We start from the raw sequence: 18,564 nt of genomic DNA on the forward strand, positions 1-18,564 counted from the left end.
CTTATTCGGCTGACTAATCTTAATTTTTAATTGAATCTTGGAAAAATGGCAGTGCAGTATCGATGGCGATCGCCTTCTTTGTAAACTTACACTTAATAATTAATTTTTTGACTGCTCTCTTTCTTTGGGCACTTTGCGTACTTTGTGGTAGCCTGCGGCAAGCCACTTCTCTACGAGACGCTACGCGAACGCGTCTACATCTAATAAATATTTAAGTGCATCCTTATAGAGAATTAGTATCATATTCACGATTTTCTAGCAAAATTACAGGTATATGGCTAGTTTCCAAGACTGCTTGTGATACTGAGCCTAACAGCACTTGTTCCCAAGGTTGATGGCCGCGTTTTCCCATCACGATCGCAGTTACATGAAACTCCTCGGCGATGCGAATAATTTCTTCTGGCACAGCGCCTGTAATAGTCAAAAATTCATATTTGATATCAGATAATAACTGTTTAGTTTGTTGTTTTATTTGTTGAATATCTTGCTGGCTGGAAGTATTAATTACATGCAAAATAATTGCCTCACCATTACTGCGACGTGCTAAATCTGCAACTTTCGTTAAAACTTCTGTAGCCAAACTAGAAGTATCTACTGCTGCTAGCAATAGAGTACGAGTAGAAACTGTAACTTTAGTAGGATCAACTTCGCCCTTAGTTAACAATTTAGGAGCGAAAGTCATAGTTGACCAAGCCCCTAATGGTGCAGTGATTAAAATTGAAAGAGCTGCGATCGCTAGTATAGTTTCTCCTCCCGCAATTCCTTGAGAAAGAGGAATTGCCCCAATGGCAGCTTGAACTGTAGCTTTGGCTGAATTCCCTGGTAATAAAAATAGTCTTTCTCGCCAATTCCAATTACTACCCAAAGTCGAGAGATACCAGCCCAGCATCCGACCAATCAATAAACCAATTGCCAAAATTAAAATACCAGGTAATAGAATCTTCTCTAATACTTGTAGTTGAATAGTTGCTCCTAACAATACAAACAAAAAAATCTCGGCTACTATCCATAAACTATCAAATCCGCCGCGTAATCTCCTGGCTAGAGGAGCATCTAATTCAATTAAGAAAAACCCCATAGCCATTGCTGCTAAATAACCAGAAAAGTAAGGCAAATCATGAGCAACAATTACCAAAAATAAGGCTAAACTAGCAGCAATTACAGTATCTTGAACGATGTTCTGAGTCCAGTTTTGTTTGGTTAAAACTACAACCAATAAACGAGCTGCTAAATACCCCAATAACACTCCCAGAAATATTTGCATGATAATTTGCAATGGCAGCAGTTGGAGAGCAGTAAAAGTGAATCCCCCAGGTAGGACAATCTGCTCAATACCTCCGTCACCTAAGAAACTCAACAGTAGGCTAAAAACTAGCAATAGCAGCACATCAGATAAGGCACTACCAGTTAAAATGGCATCGGGAATGCCTTTAGTAACACCCCAGCCCAAACTTTTAAGTCTCAGCATTCCTGGAACAATCACAGCCGGAGATTCAGCGCCAATCACACAACCCAAGAGTAAGCCAATGGGAAAGTCAAATTTAAAAATTACCATAGCGGCAAAAGCAATGGCGATCGCTTCGATTGCTGCTGGCAAAAAACCCAAGCGCAGCGCGACACTTCCTTGTTGAGCTAGTTTTTCTCTATCTAGCCCCAGTCCGGCTTTCATTAAGATAATCATCACTGCCAAAGTTCTCAATTCATCAGCAGCACCCAGCACATCTTCACTGATGACATTACGAACTTGGGGGCCAAGGATAATTCCCACTAAAATCATCCCAATTAAAGGCGGAGCGCCTAAACGACGGGCAAGTTGACCCCCAAAAAAGCCGATGATTAAAACCCACAATACACTGGCTAACATTCCACGACTCCAGAAACGAAATTTGTAGATAAACACTTTCTACAAGAGAGTCAGGTAATGCATTTAGCCAAGCCCTACTCTCCCGCAGTTAGGAAAGTAGGAACCATCAGCCATCCAGATCACATTTACAGAACTGGAAGGGCGGTTTTGGCGAGCTCCATCGCCATTAAATTAGGTAAACAATACCATTTTTAATTGGCATTGTGAAAAGCTATTTCCTTTACTCTACTTCATGTCGAAAAATTAAGGAATATTGCAATTCCATGAAAACCTGGAGGGTAAGCGAGAAATCAGCCAAAAGACCGTGATACGATGCTTTCGGTAAATGTCAAGATTGGGAGAAGACCTTTGACACTACGGGTTGCTGTTGTTGGGTCAGGCCCTGCTGGTTCATCTGCCGCTGAAACACTGGCCAAAGCAGGAATTGAAACTTATTTGTTTGAGCGTAAGCTAGACAATGCCAAACCCTGCGGGGGAGCTATTCCCCTGTGTATGGTGGGTGAATTTGACCTACCACCAGAGATTATCGATCGCCAAGTGCGAAAGATGAAAATGATTTCGCCCTCAAATCGTGAGGTTGATATCAATCTGGTAAATCAAGATGAATATATAGGAATGTGCCGCCGTGAAGTTCTAGACGGTTTCATGCGTGATCGCGCGGCAAAACTCGGCGCAAATTTAATTAATGCGACTGTTCATAAACTCGATATACCCATAAACAATACTGAGCCTTATACTATCCATTACGTTGACCATACAGCAGGCGGCGGACAGGGCATTACCAAAACCCTGAAAGTGGATTTAATCATTGGGGCAGATGGGGCTAATTCCCGGATTGCCAAAGAAATGGATGCTGGGGATTACAATTATGCGATCGCTTTCCAAGAGCGCATTCGCCTACCCGAAGATAAAATGGCGTATTACAACAACCTTGCCGAAATGTATGTCGGCAATGATGTTTCTACCGACTTCTACGCCTGGGTTTTCCCCAAATATGACCACGTAGCCGTGGGTACTGGCACAATGCATGTCAACAAAGCCAGTATCAAACAGTTGCAAGCTGGTATCCGCGCCCGTGCTTCCGAGAAGCTAGCAGGCGGTAAAATTATCAAAGTCGAAGCACACCCAATTCCTGAGCATCCACGTCCTCGTCGCGTTGTAGGTCGCATCGCTTTAGTCGGAGATGCTGCTGGCTATGTTACCAAGTCTTCTGGTGAAGGCATTTATTTCGCCGCTAAGTCTGGGCGGATGTGTGCTGAAACCATTGTGGAAATGTCCAATAGTGGTAGCCGCATTCCCACAGAAGACGACCTCAAGGTTTACATCAAGCGCTGGGATAAAAAATACGGACTCACTTACAAGGTATTAGATATCTTGCAAAGTGTGTTCTATCGTTCCGACGCTACCCGCGAAGCCTTTGTGGAAATGTGCGGTGATATGGATGTGCAGAAATTAACATTCGATAGCTATCTGTATAAGACAGTTGTCCCAGCCAATCCCATCACTCAACTGAAAATTACTGCCAAGACCCTTGGTAGCCTAATTCGCGGTAACGCCTTAGCTCCTTAAAGTAGGGCATGGGGCAATGCTTCTCGGTTAAAGGAAAAAGGGTAAGGGGGAAAGGGAAAGAAAAAACCTTTAACCCTTCCCCTTTAACCTTTTCCCAAAACCCGATCCGAATTAAAAATACTTAAGCGAGAAGTCTTGGGGCATGGGGCATGGGGCATTGGGCATTGGACATGTGGAAAAAGGGGCAAAGGGGAATGGGTAAGGGGGAAAGGGTTTATTTCTTCGTCCTTTACCCTTTACCCTTTAACCTTTTCCCCTCTTGTTGCTCCCCTGCTCCCTGCCCCTCTGCTTCTTCCCCTGCCTTAATTAACTACTTGACTACCATGACTGCGCGGGTCATCTTGACTGTTCGCTGGTGCAACTGGGGCTGAAAATTTGGAAACTTGCCCACTAGCTTGAGCATAAGGTAGAGATGAACCAGTAACCAAACCATCTAAATTGCTGGCCATGACTAGACGGGGTTGATCGCCGATCGCTTGGGCGATAGCTTCTCCGTTCTTAGCCAAAAATACAAAATGGGGAATGCCATCTACACGATATTTCAGCATCTCTGGCAGCCATTTGGTGTTATCGACGTTCAACATGACAAAATTAACTTTGTCAGCGTACTGTTGTTCTAATTCAGCTATATCTGGAGCCATTTTTTGGCAGACAGTACACCAATCAGCATAAAATTCTACTATTGATGGCTTACCGTTGCTGATAGCTACTTCCAAAGGTATTGATGTCTCTTCTAATTGAACCAAAGAAGCTGAAGTTGTCTCAGTTCGCAATCCTACGACTAAAGCAACACTAAGAGCGATCGCCACTATTGCAATTAAGAAATTTCTCACACGCACGCCCATCGTAGATACAGGCTTTTCAGGCGAATTAACTGGTGAATATTTAGTCATAACAAATTTATTAAAACTTATTAAGCAATTTCCTCTTCAGTTTAACTGACCGAAACCAAGGTCTAGTGCGTAGGGTGAGGTGAAAGCCAGTGTAGCGTTTACGAATTACGAATTACGAATTATCCAGCCCTAGTACGCTACAACAGAAAAAACCCTCTGCTAAACCTGTGAAAAAACGAGTTACCCTGACCTTTCCCAAACGTGCTGTTCAAATGCCAGTCACTTACGTCTTGGCAAAAGAATTTAACGTAGCTGCTAATATTATCCGCGCCCAAGTTGCCCCCAATCAAATTGGCAACCTCGTGGTAGAACTATCGGGAGACATTGATCAGTTAGATGCTGCTATTGAATGGATGCGATCACGGCATATTAATGTTTCCTATACTTTAGGTGAAATTGCCATAGATGAAGATGTATGTGTCCACTGCGGCTTATGCACTGGGGTTTGCCCTACTGAAGCCCTTAGTCTTCATCCAGAGACATACAAATTGACATTCACGCGATCGCGTTGCATTGTTTGTGAACAATGTATCCCTACCTGTCCTGTACAGGCAATCTCAACCAATCTTTAATCCAGGCTAAACACATCTGCCATCACACCACTATCTCCTACCAGCCTATTTTGTGCTGGAGAGTCATAAACCACTAATAGCGAAGGTACACCAGTAATATCATTAAACAAGGTAATTCCCTCCGGGCGATCGTCTCCATTTCCGTAGGGAAGATCAAGCAGCAATTCAGGATTATTCAAAACATTTTCTTGCATATTTACACCATTTTTTAAGCGATAAACTTGCACCTTGCCATCTAAAACCATTGTTGGGCCAGCCAAAATTAATAAGTCATCGCCATCCAAACATAAATCCCGAATACCTAACCCATTTAACCAAACAAAATGTTTTTTATATCTTTGTTTGTCTGCGCCAATTTTTTGTAACTTCATTACATCTGGGCTAGAGTTTTCTAATTCTATCTCTAGCATCATTGCCCAACCACGCAACACAGGGCCGCGCAAACCTAAAAAAATTCGATTTTGATAAACAGCTATTCCCTCAATATCAAAACCATTATCTTTACCAGGAATTTTAGCGTTAATAAATAAGCCCAAGTGCGGATCGTCTGCTAAATGTTTGGTCAGCAAATTACCGTCTTTTTTGAGATCTAATTTGGCGGCGCTCAATTGTACATCAGGATTTTGAGGATGAGGGCAAGATGCCAATAATTCACCGTCGATTAACGGAATTTTTCCTAAGATATAGCGATTGTGTTCTGATTCTATTTGTGTGAGCCTGAGAATATTTTCAGGATCATTATTCTCTGTTTTAGTTTTTTCGCGTTTCCAGCTATGGGAGCCAACAAACCAAAGATAATAATCGTCATAAGCAATTCCTTCAATATCAATTTCATTATTCTCTGATTCAGGTAAGCTGATAAATTCTGCTACCCGAAATTGTTTGTGTTTTGCAAAGTTTTGTGAATCAACAAAAGAAAGACGTTCAATAGAAGAAGTTTCATCTGATCCAAACCACAAATGATGATCAGGAGTAAATCGCAAAGCTGAAATGTCTTTCCTGTGTTCTTGAAAATTGTCGCTAAACATCAGAGAAACTTGATGGAGCAGGTGTGAATTCAGCATTTAACTTAGTCTCTTTTATTCAAAAATACTAAATTTCTATTTTAATATGCTTTAATACTGAGCAATATAAAATTTGCCAAAACCTTAGTCAGAATGCACTTTAGCAAGTAACTTGTGTTTTAAATCTTTAGTATTATTTGTATTTTTTTACAAAAATATCTAGTATCGATGGTAACAATAATACTTACTTCTAAAGTATTATTTAAAAAAATATCAATAGATAGATAGATAGATGGAAAGTTTTAACTAATGCTATTATGCAATAACCTGATTAAGTAGGTCATTGCTATCAAATATGAAATTAGCGACAGAACCAACAGTAAAAACTCTAGGAGACTACGCTTACCAGGCGCTTCAAAAACACTTTAAGAAAACCTTGAAGTGGGAAAAATCAGTTAAGAAAGATGAAGACCCGGAAGCACTGCACCAAATGCGAGTGGGGATGCGCCGTTTACGCACGGCTGTAAGTAGGTTTGATTTGGCACTGAATTTGCCAAAGCCAGCTAGTGATAAGAACATTGGTAAAATTGCCCGTCGTCTTGGTAATCTACGAGATTTGGACGTATTAAAAGAAACATTAAAAACTCGTTACCAACCATATTTACCAGCTAAAGAACAAGAATCTCTACAAATAGCTTTTAATGTTTTAGCTAAACAACGTGAAGATGCACTTACTAAGGTGCAAGCAACATTAAAAGATGATCCTTACAAGTCTTTAAAACATGAATTAGAAGAGTGGTTGGAGAAACCTAATTATCAATTGTTGGCATCTTTACCAATTCAGCAAGTTCTACCAGATTTGCTTTTACCTGAAGTCAGTAGTTTCTTGCTACATCCAGGTTGGCTAGTTGGTACTCATGTTGTAGACTCACAAGTAGAAATCCGCACAAATTGGAAAGCAGAAAAAATTGAACAACAGTTGACAGCAAAAGGCTCAACTATTCATAGTTTGCGGAAACAAGCCAAACGAGTACGTTACCAAATGGAGTTATTTACTGAACTCTATGGTGAGTCTTACGCGGCTTATATTGCAGAAGTGAATAGTATGCAAGATATTTTGGGTTCTATGCAAGATAATGTGGTTTTAGATGAGTGGCTTGTAGATGTATTTAAATCAGAAATACAAACTTCTTTACCTGGTCTTGCTACTTTATTGACAGAAAATCGTTCCCAGCTATGGCAGCAGTGGCAACCTTTACAAGAACGGTATTTGAAAGCTGAAACTAAGCATAGCTTTCATTTAACAATACTGCATCCTCTTGAACTGGCAGGTGATGAATCACAAAAGGTAGATTGATCAAAAAAAATACTGCGGAATCATCCAAAAATTCATTCCACGCTCATTATTAGTGAGACTTGGGATGAATTTTTATTTTATAACTCTTTATGGTTGAGTTTGTATAGTCAGTGAAGATGACTGTATTAAAAATAGAGGGTATAGGCAAAGGTATCTAAATTGTGACAAAGTGATAACGACATTGAGTCGAAAAGTACTTCTATTAATTAGGAAATAGTATGCAAGTAGCCAAGGTAATTGAGGCCTACAATCAGGGAGCAGTGGATTATGAGTCGATTATGCTGCGTTACTGGGATATTAATCGCAAACCGCTAATTGATTCTTTGCAACTTCAGCCAGGACAAACTGTACTTGATGCTGCCGCAGGAACAGGTCTTAATTTTTCAGCCTACCCTGAAGGAGTGCATGTCGTAGGGGTTGATCTTTCAGAGAAAATGCTAGATGAAGCCCGTAAAAAACGTGTATCCGCAGACATCACTCTCAAAGTAGCGGATCTTCAAAACCTTGATTTTCCTGATGATAACTTTGATGCAGCAGCGTCGGGCTTTACTCTTTGTGTTGTTGCAAATCCAGTCCGCGCCCTTGAGGAGATTTTACGGGTTACTAAACCTGGTGCATTTATCGCCATTCTTGATTACTGCAAATCGCAAAACCCAGAGGTTCAGAAATGGCAGGAGTTAATATCTGATGCAGCTTTAGAATTAGGCTTCCCAACCGGCAAGATTAAGTGGAATGCATTAATGGATTACGACGAGTTGATTTACAACAGTAAACTTCCGGTTGAGGTGGTTTCGGATGAGCGTATAGAAAGCCTAAATCCATTTTCATGTGGTTGCCAATTACTGCTAAAAAACTCGAAAAGTTAAAAGTCTGTCTAGGGCATCTTAACCAGCGGCTTTGGGGCGAAGCAATGCCCATTGGTGTCAACTTAAGAAGTTAAAGCCAAAATTTGTTGGGTGTAAGCGTCATCGTGAGATTGACGCTTACGCCTGGTTTTGACTGATAGTAATACCAAGTTGAACTCCATAATACAGAAACCAAGCGTACCTTCAGTCCTTCCAAGAGACGGCAATCAATCGCCGTCTCTTGCCTTAACCGAACAGTATTGGTTTCAACTTCAGAAACTGGTACAAAGATTTTTGGACGAAGTAAGGTTTTAAGCCGTACTTCGTGGTTATACATCCCTTTATTGCAAGAGTACCTTTTTGCTTATTGCCTCGCCCAGAAGAGGGTTATTCAAACAATCACAATTTGGCATCTTTCAGGAAAATAAATACTGTTGAATTTCAGGTTGTTGACGACGCAAGATATTTATGGCTTGCTGCTGGATTTGGCGAACTCGTTCCCGACTGACATTCAACTTTTCTCCAATCTGAGCCAAAGTGAGTTCTTGATCGTTCTCTAACCCAAAGCGCAAAATTAATACTTCACGCTGCGTCGGTTTGAGTGATGCTAACAAATTCTTCATATCTTGGCGCAGAAGTTCTTGGGTGATATGTTCGTTTGGAGATATGCCCTCATCGGGTAAAAGTTCATTGAGTTCTGTGTCTTGATTATCTCCGACTTTTAAATCTAAAGAAAATGGCTGCTTTGAAGCACTCAGATATTCTCGTATCTGATTAGGTTGTAAATTCAAAGCTCCGGCAATTTCTACCATAGTCGGAAAACGACCAAGGGTTTGAAACAGTTCTCGTTGTACTTTTTTAATTTTGTTGAGTTGTTCGGTGATATGAATTGGTAAGCGTACAGTGCGGGATTTTTCGGCGATCGCTCGTGTGATTGATTGCGTAATCCACCAGTAGACGTATGTCGATAGCTTATAACCTCGGTTGGGGTCAAACTTCTCCACACCTCTTTGTAAACCTATTGCCCCTTCTTGCAGCAAATCTAAGAATTCTAGATTGCGCCCCTGATACTTTTTGGCAACAGAAACCACCAAACGCAGGTTTGCTGTCACCATCTTTTGCTTGGCTCGTTGACCAAGATGAAGGATTTGAGCTATTTCAGCTTCGGGTTTATCGGCATCGGCAGCTAATTCAGCAGTTGTTGGTGAGCGATGTAATTGTTGGATGAGTTCATTTTTTCTTTGCTCAATTGCCATCATTTGCTGTACCTGCCTGCCATAAGCAATTTCTTGGTCTGCGGTCAGCATTGGGTAACGACCAATTTCTTGCAAATAGATACGAACCATGTCTGGACTCAGGCTGGACATACAACTTAAAGTTTTTTGATAATTAGGCGAATTTAAAAGTATAAATCAAATAATCAAATAGCTGCTTAAAAAATATCAACTTTAAATTGCAGCAGGTATAGCAGTTGCCACTTAGCTTAGGAAATCAACTAATCATAAAGCCCCGATAACAAGGGGCTTTCAAGCCTTTTACCTGTACCCTAGTATCAATGTAAACCGATCTCTACTGTAACCAAGTATAGTGCTGTTGGTCATCAGTACAGCACCCAGCCAGGGATATCACTTTTTTATAGCCTTAAATATTTCACACTTTTGTCGTCATTTTGTAATAGTCATGTCATAACTGTGTGTGATATTTAGTTTTGTATTTGGTTACAAAATGCTTTTTTCTGGATAAAAGGTAGGAAATTCTACCTTTTCCTTTTTTATTAAATTATATTTATCGTCCCATCATCTATCTTCGTTATATATAAGAAAACTGCTCTGTGGCAAGAATCCAGAGTTTTTTTGTTTATGCCACTTGGTAGTATGTTTACCATCCCTAGGGGCGTGGATTGATTTATCTGTAACTTCTAAAACCCCTTGGGGATTAAAGTTTTTTACTTTATTATTCCCAAGATGCGATCGCCTGAGCTAGTCTAGTATAGTTTGGTTCTTAGGATGCTGCTTGATATCACTTAACATTATATACTGTTTCAAAAATTTCTACTTCGGTTGGGAAACACTAGCTTACATAAGCTAGTCTGTTGTTCAACAGAAAGTAAGAAGTTGTTTTATAGCTCTATGACTACTAAGGATCGCACTAGAAACTCCGAAAACAAGTTGCTCTGTGATATCACAGGTGGAAAACCCCATCGCCGTGTCACGAACTTATTCATTGGTATATTTGCCTCTGTTCCTGTAACTTTGGCATTGCCTGCTGATGCTTTACAAGTAAAAGTAACACCGAGTAATCCTGAGTTAGGAGATACGTTATCTGTAGTTATTAATCTCGATAATCCAGATAACGGTAGTAATCCAATAGTGGCTATTGGCGAAAAAACATACCCAGCCTTTGCAATTGCCCCTAATAAATATCGGGCTTTTGTCCCCACAACTCCAGTGGAACCCGCTGGAATCAGAAAACTGAAGATTTCAGGTGATGGTCAGGTGCAAAACTTGGCAGTAACAGTACGTAATCGTAAATTCCCCGTACAACGCATTACTTTACCACCAGGTAAATCCGCAGACGGAGCTACCGAGTATGAACTCAAGCGTGTAGCAGCTTTTAAGGCGTTACAAACACCGCAAAAGTATTGGAATGGTTTATTTGGGAAACCAAATGCAGGGCGGATTAGTACAATCTATGGTGTACGTCGTTACTATAATGGTAAATTTGCTAAAGACTACTACCATCGTGGCGTTGACTACGCTGGTGCTGCGGGTTCGCCTGTAGTTGCCCCAGCTGCTGGGCGAGTTGCTTTAGTAGGTACAGTATCCCAAGGTTTCCGGGTTCATGGTAACGTAGTTGGCGTTGACCACGGTCAGGGAGTGGTAAGCATTTTCATGCACCTCAGTCGCATTAATGTTAAAGAAGGCGATATTGTCAAAACTGGCCAATTAATTGGTGCAGTTGGCTCTACAGGTGCTTCCACAGGGCCACATTTACACTGGGGTCTATATGTGAATGGGCAAGCTGTTGATCCAGTGCCCTGGCGATTTAATGCAGTTGAATAGTAGAGACGGCACAAACAAACCGTGTCTACGCATAAATTTTAGATATATTTTGCTGACCAATTAAGCAAAATAAATTGAATTGATACCGTCCCGTCCCTACCTTGCTTGGGTTGCTTTAAGAAAATGAGCGTTATGAGTATTGAAAAAATTGTAGAACAAGCTCTCCAGGATGGTTATCTTACACCAGCAATGGAAGCAGAAGTCGGGCGAATCTGTGATAATGCGTCGGAACTCTCAATTGAAGAGTACATGGCGTTAGATCGACTGATGGGATCGTTGTTGACTGGTGAGGTAGTGGCGGTACCTCGAAAACAATTTATTAACGTCATGGAAGAATTGGTACTAACTGAGGCGATCGCCAGAGTAGCAGAAATTGAAGCTACCAGCGAAAGCTCCCTTGAAGTAGGAGATATTGCGGCTTATGCCCTTAACAGGCTCCCACCTTTGTACGCCACCACCGAAGAAGGCGCTAATTATCAGCGCCAACGCGCTCAAGCCGAACTTGAAGAGTTAATTTTTCAACAAGTTAGCGAAGCGATCAGTCGTTACCTAGATCGACCCAGTTTCTTCCCAGAACGTCAGGCATTGGGCAAAAACACCGGTAATGAAGTTGTGCGCCAAGTCAGTGCTTTACTCCAAGCTTACGCACCTAACTTTGAACAAAAATCAGATGGGCAAGATTCAGATTAAATAGTCGAAAGTTAAGAGTATTTGTACTCTTAACTTTCGACTATTTAATCGCGCACTGTGACAAGTGTGCCCACCTTCACCTGTTCATACAATAAACGTACATCAGCATTACGCATTCTTAAGCAGCCGTGAGAGATAGCAGTTCCCAGCAAGTGGATATCTGGCGTACCGTGGAAGCCAATTTCGTTACGCCCATCTGACCAAAAACCAATCCATCGATCTCCTAAAGGACTATCAGTACCTGCTGGAAAGATTTTGCCAGTGATTGGGTGACGCCAAATAGGATCATGCTGCTTATGTCTCACTTCAAAAGAACCTGTGGGTGTCTCCCAACCTTGCTTACCTATAGCAATGGGGTAGCTTGCTATAACTATATCTCCTGCATAAACGTAAGTACGGCGATCGCTTAAATCAACCACTACTTGCGTTTTCATAATTCCCAGTCTATTTGATGATTTTTGTTGAGGGAAAAACTGGGGTAAGAAGAATTTAGGTTGGTTCTCCTCATTTAGTTTCTGCTTTTGTTTTGGCGCTAATAATCGTGTGTTTTTAGGTACATCAGTTACTTCAGCTACATTTTGGCTCACTTGACCCGACGTATTATCAGGGGTGACAGTAGAAGTTCTCTGGGAAAGTTTTTCTTGGGTGTTTTCTCCAGGCGGTGTAGACGCACCCAAAGCAGTTTGCCCTAGACTACCACCAAATTTTCCTGGAAAGCTCTCAGGACGAGTTCCTGTGGCATAGGTAGGTTTCTCAAACTGCGCTAAGGTTGAACTGACGCGCCAATGGACAGCTAGCGATAAGATGGCTGTGCCAAAACAGAGAAACATTACTATACGCGCTACAGATTCATTTCTTACCATTGCCATCGCCTATTGTTTATCCCTGACATATCCAAATGACTAATTGGATGCGCTCATTATCCAATTATGAAGAATTTATCAATTCTTATCTGTTCCCTTATAACTCTTCTAATACCATTGGGCAAACTAAGGTTAGGCTGACATCCCCATAGACAAAACTCTTGCTGAAAAACTTTGTTCATCCCTAGTTTTGCCCAAAGGCCGACTTTAATCAGATTTGTCTGTGGAACTTTCCAAGTATATAAATCAATCATTAATGGTGTGGGTGGGAGAAAGATCATGTTTGAAAAATTATTGTTAGCAGTGACGATTACATTTTCCCTGAATTTATTTTTTCAAGTCCGCGTACCCGATCAAAATAATACGGGTGCTAGTTACCAGCAAAACACAGAAAAATCAGCCACAATCTTGGTAACAAAACCTGAAAGATAACATTGTGATAGCTACAAATGTCTAAATTAGAAAAATTGTAGATTTGTTCTAGATATTAAACCTTTAAACATCAACTAAGTATTTACCAGAGGGGAGTTATACTTTTGTTTGAGGTATTTGAAAGGTTCTAAAACACCATTGAATATTCAAAATAAATGCTAATAAATCAGCTTTTTGTCTATTATGAGAGGGAGATTTAGGGAAGTTATTCCAGTAAATCTAAGTTCTCAATTGACAAAATTAGTGTTTTAGAAGAAAAGACATTTGGCGCTTCTTAATCTAACATTGTCTTAGCCACTATACTTCAGCTATATGAAATAATAAATTGTTACTAATGATGTTATTAGCAAAATTTTCATTCCAGCGTACCACAAAGAATAAACAACTATTGGAGCAAGGAGCCACTTTCAATCAGGTGGCTAAGTCTATCATTTTTATACTGTTAGAAACACGGATTGCGTTTTTTGTCAAGGGTAGATGGTCAGATGCTGTTAGCTGCATAGCTATACGTAACATTGCTGTAGTTTGAACAGTAATAAACAATGGCTAAAAAAGCCACTGTTCAATCGTTTTGCTGCAAAATTAACTTTTTTTATAACTATGAACGTACCCAAACTTATATACCTGATTGTTCCAGTCGTGAATCCGTCCCTGATGCAGGAACATCATGTCCATTAACAGGTCTAATAGAAAGGGATAATTTACAGCCAGTACGATCTATGAGTCAGTCGATTACTGTATCCTGGTCAACGGTTGATGCGAGGTATTCGGAAGCATCAGTGCAAGTTGACAAACTATCTAATCACGATCTAATTTTGCGCTGTCAAGTCGGGCTGCGTCCGGATCGTGCTGCGTTTGCAGAGCTACTGCGCCGCTATCAAAATCAAGTCGATAGGGTTTTGTATCACCTGGCTCCAGATTGGCCTGACAGAGCCGATTTGGCTCAAGAGGTTTGGATTCGAGTGTATCGAAATGTTAACCGATTGCAAGAGCCGGCTAAGTTTCGAGGCTGGTTAAGCCGCATTGCGACCAACTTGTTTTACGATGAGTTGCGTAAACGCAAGCGAGTTGTCAGTCCTTTGTCACTAGATGCTCCCCGTTCGGTAGAAGACGGCGAAATGGATTGGGAAATTGCTGGAGATACTCCAGGGCCTGAAGAAGAACTCACGACTAGAGAATTTTACGAGCAGCTGCGGGAGGCGATCGCGGATTTACCAGAGGTGTTTCGTACTACTATTGTCCTGCGAGAAATTGAAGGAATGGCTTATGAAGAAATTGCTGAAATCACTGGTGTTTCTTTGGGAACAGTGAAGTCGAGAATAGCCAGAGCTAGATCTAGACTGCAAACTCAGTTACAAACTTATCTAGACATCTAACTTACAACATCTTCCCTCTGCCTAATGGCAGAATTTAAGCATTGATTAAGAATGATCATGAAATGTATAACACTACGCCATTAGGAATAAAATTGATGAATTTTTCAGGATGGCTGGCTGCTTTTACCCGCGTATGAATTGGTAATAATGTTAAGATGACTACTGATTCTCAGTTTTACGACCCTTCCCCTTTACAACTTCCTCGAAATTTGTCAGATGGAATGGATCAGCATACCAATGAATCAACGGGTGCTATGGATATGATGAAGCGCGATCGCTTCGAGTTATTGAGTGCTTATCTCGATGGTGAAGTCACAGCTGCCGAAAGCAGACAAGTAGAAGAATGGCTGGACAACGATGCTTCAGTTCAATGCTTGTATGCCCGACTGTTAAAGCTACGGCAAGGCTTGCGGACTCTCCCAGTACCAGCAGCCCAACAGCCACCAGAAATAACAGTCCAGCAAGTAATGGCGCGTTTACGTCGCCGTTCTCGGTTAGCTTGGGTATTTGGCGGTGCAGCCGTTGCTGCTTGTGTAATTGGCGCAGTATCTGGCTTACTACCAGGTGGTGAATCCAGGACACTGCAACTGGCACAAAAACCAAAAGCAGAATCAACACAAGCAATGACAATGCCTGGATCTCCTGCTTCACCACTGATGGTGACTTTAAATAATCCCGTCATCGAAATTCCCAAAGCAGCAGTAGCCTCTCCAGAAAAGCCAGTCAATTTGGAGCAGCCTGAACTTGGGGAAATCGAACAGGATATTAATTAATTGCCAAGCGTAGTTAATTTACAATTCGTAACTTTACTGGGCGATTAAACCACAACCACTCCACCAGCCATCAGGTTGGAGAATGCCTTTTAATTGGTAAACTCGCTCTATAGTCATGAAATATACCCAAGCCTGACCAAGAGGTAAATTTTGGCGATCGTATATTTCAACTTCTTGGCGATTATAGAGGTTTGCCGACATTTGTCTAGTGGGTTGGTAATCTTCTAGTTCGTCTAAGGTATCTAAAATATTTAAATCGTTAAACGAAAGTAAATAACCGTGGACAAAGTATTCTCCAGGCGTTATTGCTGGGTAGCCCACTGACAAAGTAAATAGTTGGCCTTTGACAACTGCCCTTTTGGCATTTAACACCTTGCCAGCACAGTATCTATGATAATTAGCTTCACCTGGTTTGAGTGTGCCGTATACAAAAACCCGCACTTCTTGAGATAATATTATTTTTGATTCAGCCATTCTCTAATGAGGAAAAGGGATTAGGGACTAGGAACTAGGGGCTAGAGTAGTCTATTTCATCCATCTATATAAAACCGCTATTTATCTTGGCTAGCATCTACAATATGTAGGCATACAAGATTTAAAGTCCAGTAGGAGAATTTTTGGTGGATTCCCGATATAACCCGGCAGCAATTGAGGAAAAATGGCAAAAGACATGGGCAGAATACGGCTTAGACAAAACACCTACAGATAGCAATAAGCCAAAATTCTATGCTCTCTCCATGTTCCCCTACCCATCTGGTAGCCTGCACATGGGTCACGTCCGTAATTACACAATTACTGATGTGATTGCCCGCCTCAAACGAATGCAAGGGTATCGGGTGCTGCATCCTATGGGTTGGGATGCTTTTGGTTTACCAGCAGAAAATGCTGCCATTGACCGAGGAGTTCCGCCGGCCAAGTGGACTTATCAAAATATGGCCCAAATGCGGCAGCAATTGCAGCATCTTGGTTTATCTATCGACTGGGACAACGAAATTGCTACTTGTTCACCAGATTATTACAAGTGGACACAATGGATTTTTTTACAATTTTTGCAAGCGGGGTTAGCTTACCAAAAACAAGCAGCGGTAAATTGGGATCCGATTGACCAAACTGTACTAGCTAACGAGCAAGTTGATAATGAAGGGCGTTCTTGGCGCAGTGGGGCTATAGTTGAGCGCAAATTATTGCGACAGTGGTTTTTGAAGATTACCGACTACGCCGAAGAATTGCTCAATGATTTGGATAAATTAACAGGTTGGCCGGAACGCGTGAAGTTGATGCAGGCCAATTGGATTGGTAAATCAACAGGAGCGTATTTAGAATTTCCCATTGTTGGGATGAATGAAACAATTGGTGTGTATACCACTCGTCCAGATACTGTTTATGGTGTTAGCTATGTAGTATTAGCACCAGAACATCCCTTAACAAAACGCGTCACCACCAAAGAACAACAAGCAGCAGTAGAAACCTTTATTAAAGAAGTTTCCAATCAAAGTGAATTAGAACGTACTGCCGAAGACAAACCAAAGCGGGGTATTCCCACAGGTGGTAAGGTAACTAACCCATTTACAGGGGAAGAAGTGCCTATCTGGATTGCTGACTATGTACTGTATGAATATGGTACTGGGGCGGTGATGGGTGTACCTGCACATGACGTACGGGATTTTAAATTTGCTAAAGCTTATGATTTGCCAATTGAGTTTGTGATTGCTTCTTTGGATGATGTTGCAGGTTTTGACTTAACACCAGTATCAGAGATTGATGAAGTCACACAACTGATTCAAATTGAATATAACGAAGCATACACCGAACCAGGTGTTTTAATTAATTCTGGGCCATTTACTGGCATGGCTTCTGTGGATGCGAAGGAAGCGATCGTTAAATACGCCCAGGAACAAGGTTTTGGTAAAGAAAGAGTACAATATCGTTTGCGAGATTGGTTAATTTCACGGCAACGTTATTGGGGCGCACCTATCCCAGTAATTCATTGTCCTAATTGTGGGATAGTGCCTGTTCCTGATCAAGATTTGCCAGTGCAGTTACCGGAAGAAGTGGAATTTACCGGACGTGGTGGTTCACCGTTGGCTCAGATGGAAAGCTGGGTAAATGTACCTTGTCCAACTTGTGGGACACCAGCAAAGCGAGAAACCGACACGATGGATACCTTTATTGATTCCTCATGGTATTTCTTGCGGTTTCCTGATGCCAATAACGAACAGCAGGTTTTTGATTCTAGCAAAACTAATGACTGGATGCCGGTTGATCAATATGTGGGTGGAATTGAACACGCGATTTTACATTTGTTGTATTCGCGGTTCTTTACTAAAGTATTGCGGGATAGAGGCTTGCTGAATTTTGACGAACCCTTTCAACGTTTGTTAACTCAAGGTATGGTGCAGGGTTTAACTTACTTAAATCCCAATAAGGGGGGTAAAGATAAGTGGATTCCCTCTCGTCTTGTTAATGCAAGTGATCCTCGTGACCCTGAAACAGGCGAACCATTGCAACGCCTTTACGCTACCATGTCCAAATCCAAGGGTAATGGTGTAGCGCCAGAAGACGTAATTTCCAAATATGGTATAGACACAGCGCGGATGTTCATTTTGTTCAAAGCGCCACCAGAAAAGGATTTGGAATGGGATGAAGCTGATGTAGAAGGGCAATTCCGCTTTTTAAATCGGGTGTGGCGCTTGGTAAGCGATTATGTTGCTGCTGGAGTATCCCGTAAGAAAGCCCAATTTGCTGATTTAACTAAGCCAGAAAAGGAATTGCGGCTGTCTATTCACACCGCTATCAAAGCGGTTACAGAAGACTTGGAGAACGAATATCAATTCAATACAGCGGTTTCAGAATTGATGAAGTTGAGCAACGCCCTAGCTGATGCTAACTGCCAAAATTCTCCAATCTATGCAGAAGGTATTCAGGCTTTGGTGGTGTTGCTGGCTCCTTTTGCACCACACATTGCTGATGAGTTGTGGCATTTATTGGGTAATAGCAACTCAGTCCACATTCAAACTTGGCCATCTTTTGACCCTGCTGCCTTGATAGCTGACGAAATTACCTTGGTAATTCAGATTAACGGCAAAAAACGGGCTGATCTTCAAGTACCAGCACAAGCAGATAAAGCAGAGTTGGAGAAGTATGCCCGTGAATTAGAAGTTACTCAGCGTTACATAGAGGGTAAACAGATTAAGAAGGTGATTGTGGTACCTGGTAAGTTAGTGAACTTTGTAGTTGTCTGAAGCTAGTCTTATCAGACGCGAT

17 protein-coding genes and 1 riboswitch are annotated in these 18,564 nt (G+C 41.5%); of the genes, 10 read left to right on the forward strand and 7 right to left on the reverse strand.

The annotated features are described in order from the left end of the window. Positions 1-223: 223 nt before the first annotated feature. Entirely contained in the window at positions 224-1,864 is a 1,641-nt protein-coding gene (locus tag I8751_RS27025; RefSeq protein ID WP_214442169.1) for a cation:proton antiporter, read from the reverse strand. 90 nt (positions 1,865-1,954) lie between these two features. After that, positions 1,955-2,038, reverse strand: a riboswitch (Fluoride riboswitch). A gap of 138 nt (positions 2,039-2,176) precedes the next feature. On the opposite strand from I8751_RS27025, the gene chlP reads away from it, so the two are divergent. After that, positions 2,177-3,433 (forward strand): geranylgeranyl reductase, encoded by a 1,257-nt coding sequence (gene chlP, locus I8751_RS27030; protein WP_214442170.1) that lies wholly within the window; start codon positions 2,177-2,179, stop codon positions 3,431-3,433. 302 nt (positions 3,434-3,735) lie between these two features. On the opposite strand, the gene I8751_RS27035 is transcribed toward chlP, so the two are convergent. Continuing rightward, positions 3,736-4,326 carry a thioredoxin family protein gene (locus I8751_RS27035; protein ID WP_214442171.1) on the reverse strand — a complete coding sequence of 197 codons (591 nt, stop codon included), beginning with the start codon at positions 4,324-4,326 and terminating at the stop codon, positions 3,736-3,738. Between the two features lie 167 nt (positions 4,327-4,493). Between I8751_RS27035 and I8751_RS27040 the strand changes: the two genes are divergently transcribed. Further along, a complete protein-coding gene (locus I8751_RS27040) occupies positions 4,494-4,898 on the forward strand; it encodes an NIL domain-containing protein (protein WP_214442172.1) in 405 nt (134 codons plus the stop codon). Here the strand turns inward: I8751_RS27040 and I8751_RS27045 are convergent. After that, the gene (locus I8751_RS27045; protein ID WP_214442173.1) at positions 4,895-5,962 is read right to left on the reverse strand and encodes a DUF3616 domain-containing protein; all 1,068 of its coding nucleotides are present in this window, start codon (positions 5,960-5,962) and stop codon (positions 4,895-4,897) included. The genes I8751_RS27040 and I8751_RS27045 overlap by 4 nt on opposite strands. Positions 5,963-6,257: 295 nt before the next feature. Between I8751_RS27045 and I8751_RS27050 the strand changes: the two genes are divergently transcribed. Together I8751_RS27050 and I8751_RS27055 are read left to right on the forward strand one after the other, a co-directional pair. Continuing rightward, positions 6,258-7,259, forward strand: a complete 1,002-nt coding sequence (locus tag I8751_RS27050) for a CHAD domain-containing protein (RefSeq protein ID WP_214442174.1) — start codon at positions 6,258-6,260, stop codon at positions 7,257-7,259. 218 nt (positions 7,260-7,477) lie between these two features. After that, a complete protein-coding gene (locus I8751_RS27055; protein WP_214442175.1) occupies positions 7,478-8,125 on the forward strand; it encodes a class I SAM-dependent methyltransferase in 648 nt (215 codons plus the stop codon). 70 nt (positions 8,126-8,195) lie between these two features. On the opposite strand, the gene I8751_RS27060 is transcribed toward I8751_RS27055, so the two are convergent. Further along, positions 8,196-8,441 (reverse strand): hypothetical protein, encoded by a 246-nt coding sequence (locus tag I8751_RS27060; protein ID WP_214442176.1) that lies wholly within the window; start codon positions 8,439-8,441, stop codon positions 8,196-8,198. A 79-nt stretch (positions 8,442-8,520) separates the two neighbouring features. Then, positions 8,521-9,471 carry an RpoD/SigA family RNA polymerase sigma factor gene (locus I8751_RS27065; protein ID WP_214442177.1) on the reverse strand — a complete coding sequence of 317 codons (951 nt, stop codon included), beginning with the start codon at positions 9,469-9,471 and terminating at the stop codon, positions 8,521-8,523. A gap of 762 nt (positions 9,472-10,233) precedes the next feature. Here I8751_RS27065 and I8751_RS27070 point away from each other — a divergent pair. Continuing rightward, positions 10,234-11,166 (forward strand): M23 family metallopeptidase, encoded by a 933-nt coding sequence (locus I8751_RS27070; protein ID WP_214442178.1) that lies wholly within the window; start codon positions 10,234-10,236, stop codon positions 11,164-11,166. A gap of 132 nt (positions 11,167-11,298) precedes the next feature. Further along, positions 11,299-11,856 carry a late competence development ComFB family protein gene (locus tag I8751_RS27075; RefSeq protein WP_214442179.1) on the forward strand — a complete coding sequence of 186 codons (558 nt, stop codon included), beginning with the start codon at positions 11,299-11,301 and terminating at the stop codon, positions 11,854-11,856. Positions 11,857-11,900: 44 nt separating this feature from the next. On the opposite strand, the gene I8751_RS27080 is transcribed toward I8751_RS27075, so the two are convergent. Next, on the reverse strand, positions 11,901-12,725 hold the full coding sequence (locus I8751_RS27080) for a L,D-transpeptidase (protein WP_214442180.1): 825 nt from the start codon (positions 12,723-12,725) through the stop codon (positions 11,901-11,903). 273 nt (positions 12,726-12,998) lie between these two features. Here I8751_RS27080 and I8751_RS27085 point away from each other — a divergent pair, with 273 nt between their 5' ends. The 3 genes from I8751_RS27085 to I8751_RS27095 all read left to right on the forward strand — a co-directional run bounded on the left by I8751_RS27085 (position 12,999) and on the right by I8751_RS27095 (position 15,300). Further along, complete coding sequence (locus I8751_RS27085) at positions 12,999-13,151, forward strand: hypothetical protein (RefSeq protein WP_214442181.1); 153 nt, start codon at positions 12,999-13,001, stop codon at positions 13,149-13,151. Positions 13,152-13,870: 719 nt separating this feature from the next. After that, positions 13,871-14,527 (forward strand): sigma-70 family RNA polymerase sigma factor, encoded by a 657-nt coding sequence (locus I8751_RS27090; RefSeq protein WP_214442217.1) that lies wholly within the window; start codon positions 13,871-13,873, stop codon positions 14,525-14,527. Between the two features lie 155 nt (positions 14,528-14,682). Further along, positions 14,683-15,300, forward strand: coding sequence for an anti-sigma factor family protein (locus I8751_RS27095; RefSeq protein WP_214442182.1), 618 nt, complete (start codon positions 14,683-14,685; stop codon positions 15,298-15,300). 33 nt (positions 15,301-15,333) lie between these two features. On the opposite strand, the gene I8751_RS27100 is transcribed toward I8751_RS27095, so the two are convergent. Further along, positions 15,334-15,774, reverse strand: a complete 441-nt coding sequence (locus I8751_RS27100) for a gamma-glutamylcyclotransferase family protein (protein WP_214442183.1) — start codon at positions 15,772-15,774, stop codon at positions 15,334-15,336. 146 nt (positions 15,775-15,920) lie between these two features. Here I8751_RS27100 and leuS point away from each other — a divergent pair, with 146 nt between their 5' ends. Continuing rightward, positions 15,921-18,542: a leucine--tRNA ligase gene (gene leuS, locus I8751_RS27105; RefSeq protein ID WP_214442218.1), complete on the forward strand. Its 2,622-nt coding sequence runs from the start codon at positions 15,921-15,923 to the stop codon at positions 18,540-18,542. Positions 18,543-18,564: the final 22 nt, after the last annotated feature.

Origin of the sequence: Atlanticothrix silvestris CENA357, from assembly GCF_016056295.1 — a bacterium.
Classification (GTDB): Bacteria; Cyanobacteriota; Cyanobacteriia; order Cyanobacteriales; family Nostocaceae; genus Atlanticothrix; species Atlanticothrix silvestris.

Coding starts and splice junctions, on each gene's coding strand:
- I8751_RS27025 (WP_214442169.1), bottom strand. CDS start 1,864: ATGTTAGCCAGTGTATTGTGGGTTTTAATCATCGGCTTTTTTGGGGGT.
- chlP (WP_214442170.1), top strand. CDS start 2,177: ATGCTTTCGGTAAATGTCAAGATTGGGAGAAGACCTTTGACACTACGG.
- I8751_RS27035 (WP_214442171.1), bottom strand. CDS start 4,326: ATGACTAAATATTCACCAGTTAATTCGCCTGAAAAGCCTGTATCTACG.
- I8751_RS27045 (WP_214442173.1), bottom strand. CDS start 5,962: ATGCTGAATTCACACCTGCTCCATCAAGTTTCTCTGATGTTTAGCGAC.
- I8751_RS27050 (WP_214442174.1), top strand. CDS start 6,258: ATGAAATTAGCGACAGAACCAACAGTAAAAACTCTAGGAGACTACGCT.
- I8751_RS27055 (WP_214442175.1), top strand. CDS start 7,478: ATGCAAGTAGCCAAGGTAATTGAGGCCTACAATCAGGGAGCAGTGGAT.
- I8751_RS27060 (WP_214442176.1), bottom strand. CDS start 8,441: ATGTATAACCACGAAGTACGGCTTAAAACCTTACTTCGTCCAAAAATC.
- I8751_RS27065 (WP_214442177.1), bottom strand. CDS start 9,471: ATGTCCAGCCTGAGTCCAGACATGGTTCGTATCTATTTGCAAGAAATT.
- I8751_RS27070 (WP_214442178.1), top strand. CDS start 10,234: ATGACTACTAAGGATCGCACTAGAAACTCCGAAAACAAGTTGCTCTGT.
- I8751_RS27075 (WP_214442179.1), top strand. CDS start 11,299: ATGAGTATTGAAAAAATTGTAGAACAAGCTCTCCAGGATGGTTATCTT.
- I8751_RS27080 (WP_214442180.1), bottom strand. CDS start 12,725: ATGGCAATGGTAAGAAATGAATCTGTAGCGCGTATAGTAATGTTTCTC.
- I8751_RS27085 (WP_214442181.1), top strand. CDS start 12,999: ATGTTTGAAAAATTATTGTTAGCAGTGACGATTACATTTTCCCTGAAT.
- I8751_RS27090 (WP_214442217.1), top strand. CDS start 13,871: ATGAGTCAGTCGATTACTGTATCCTGGTCAACGGTTGATGCGAGGTAT.
- I8751_RS27095 (WP_214442182.1), top strand. CDS start 14,683: ATGACTACTGATTCTCAGTTTTACGACCCTTCCCCTTTACAACTTCCT.
- I8751_RS27100 (WP_214442183.1), bottom strand. CDS start 15,774: ATGGCTGAATCAAAAATAATATTATCTCAAGAAGTGCGGGTTTTTGTA.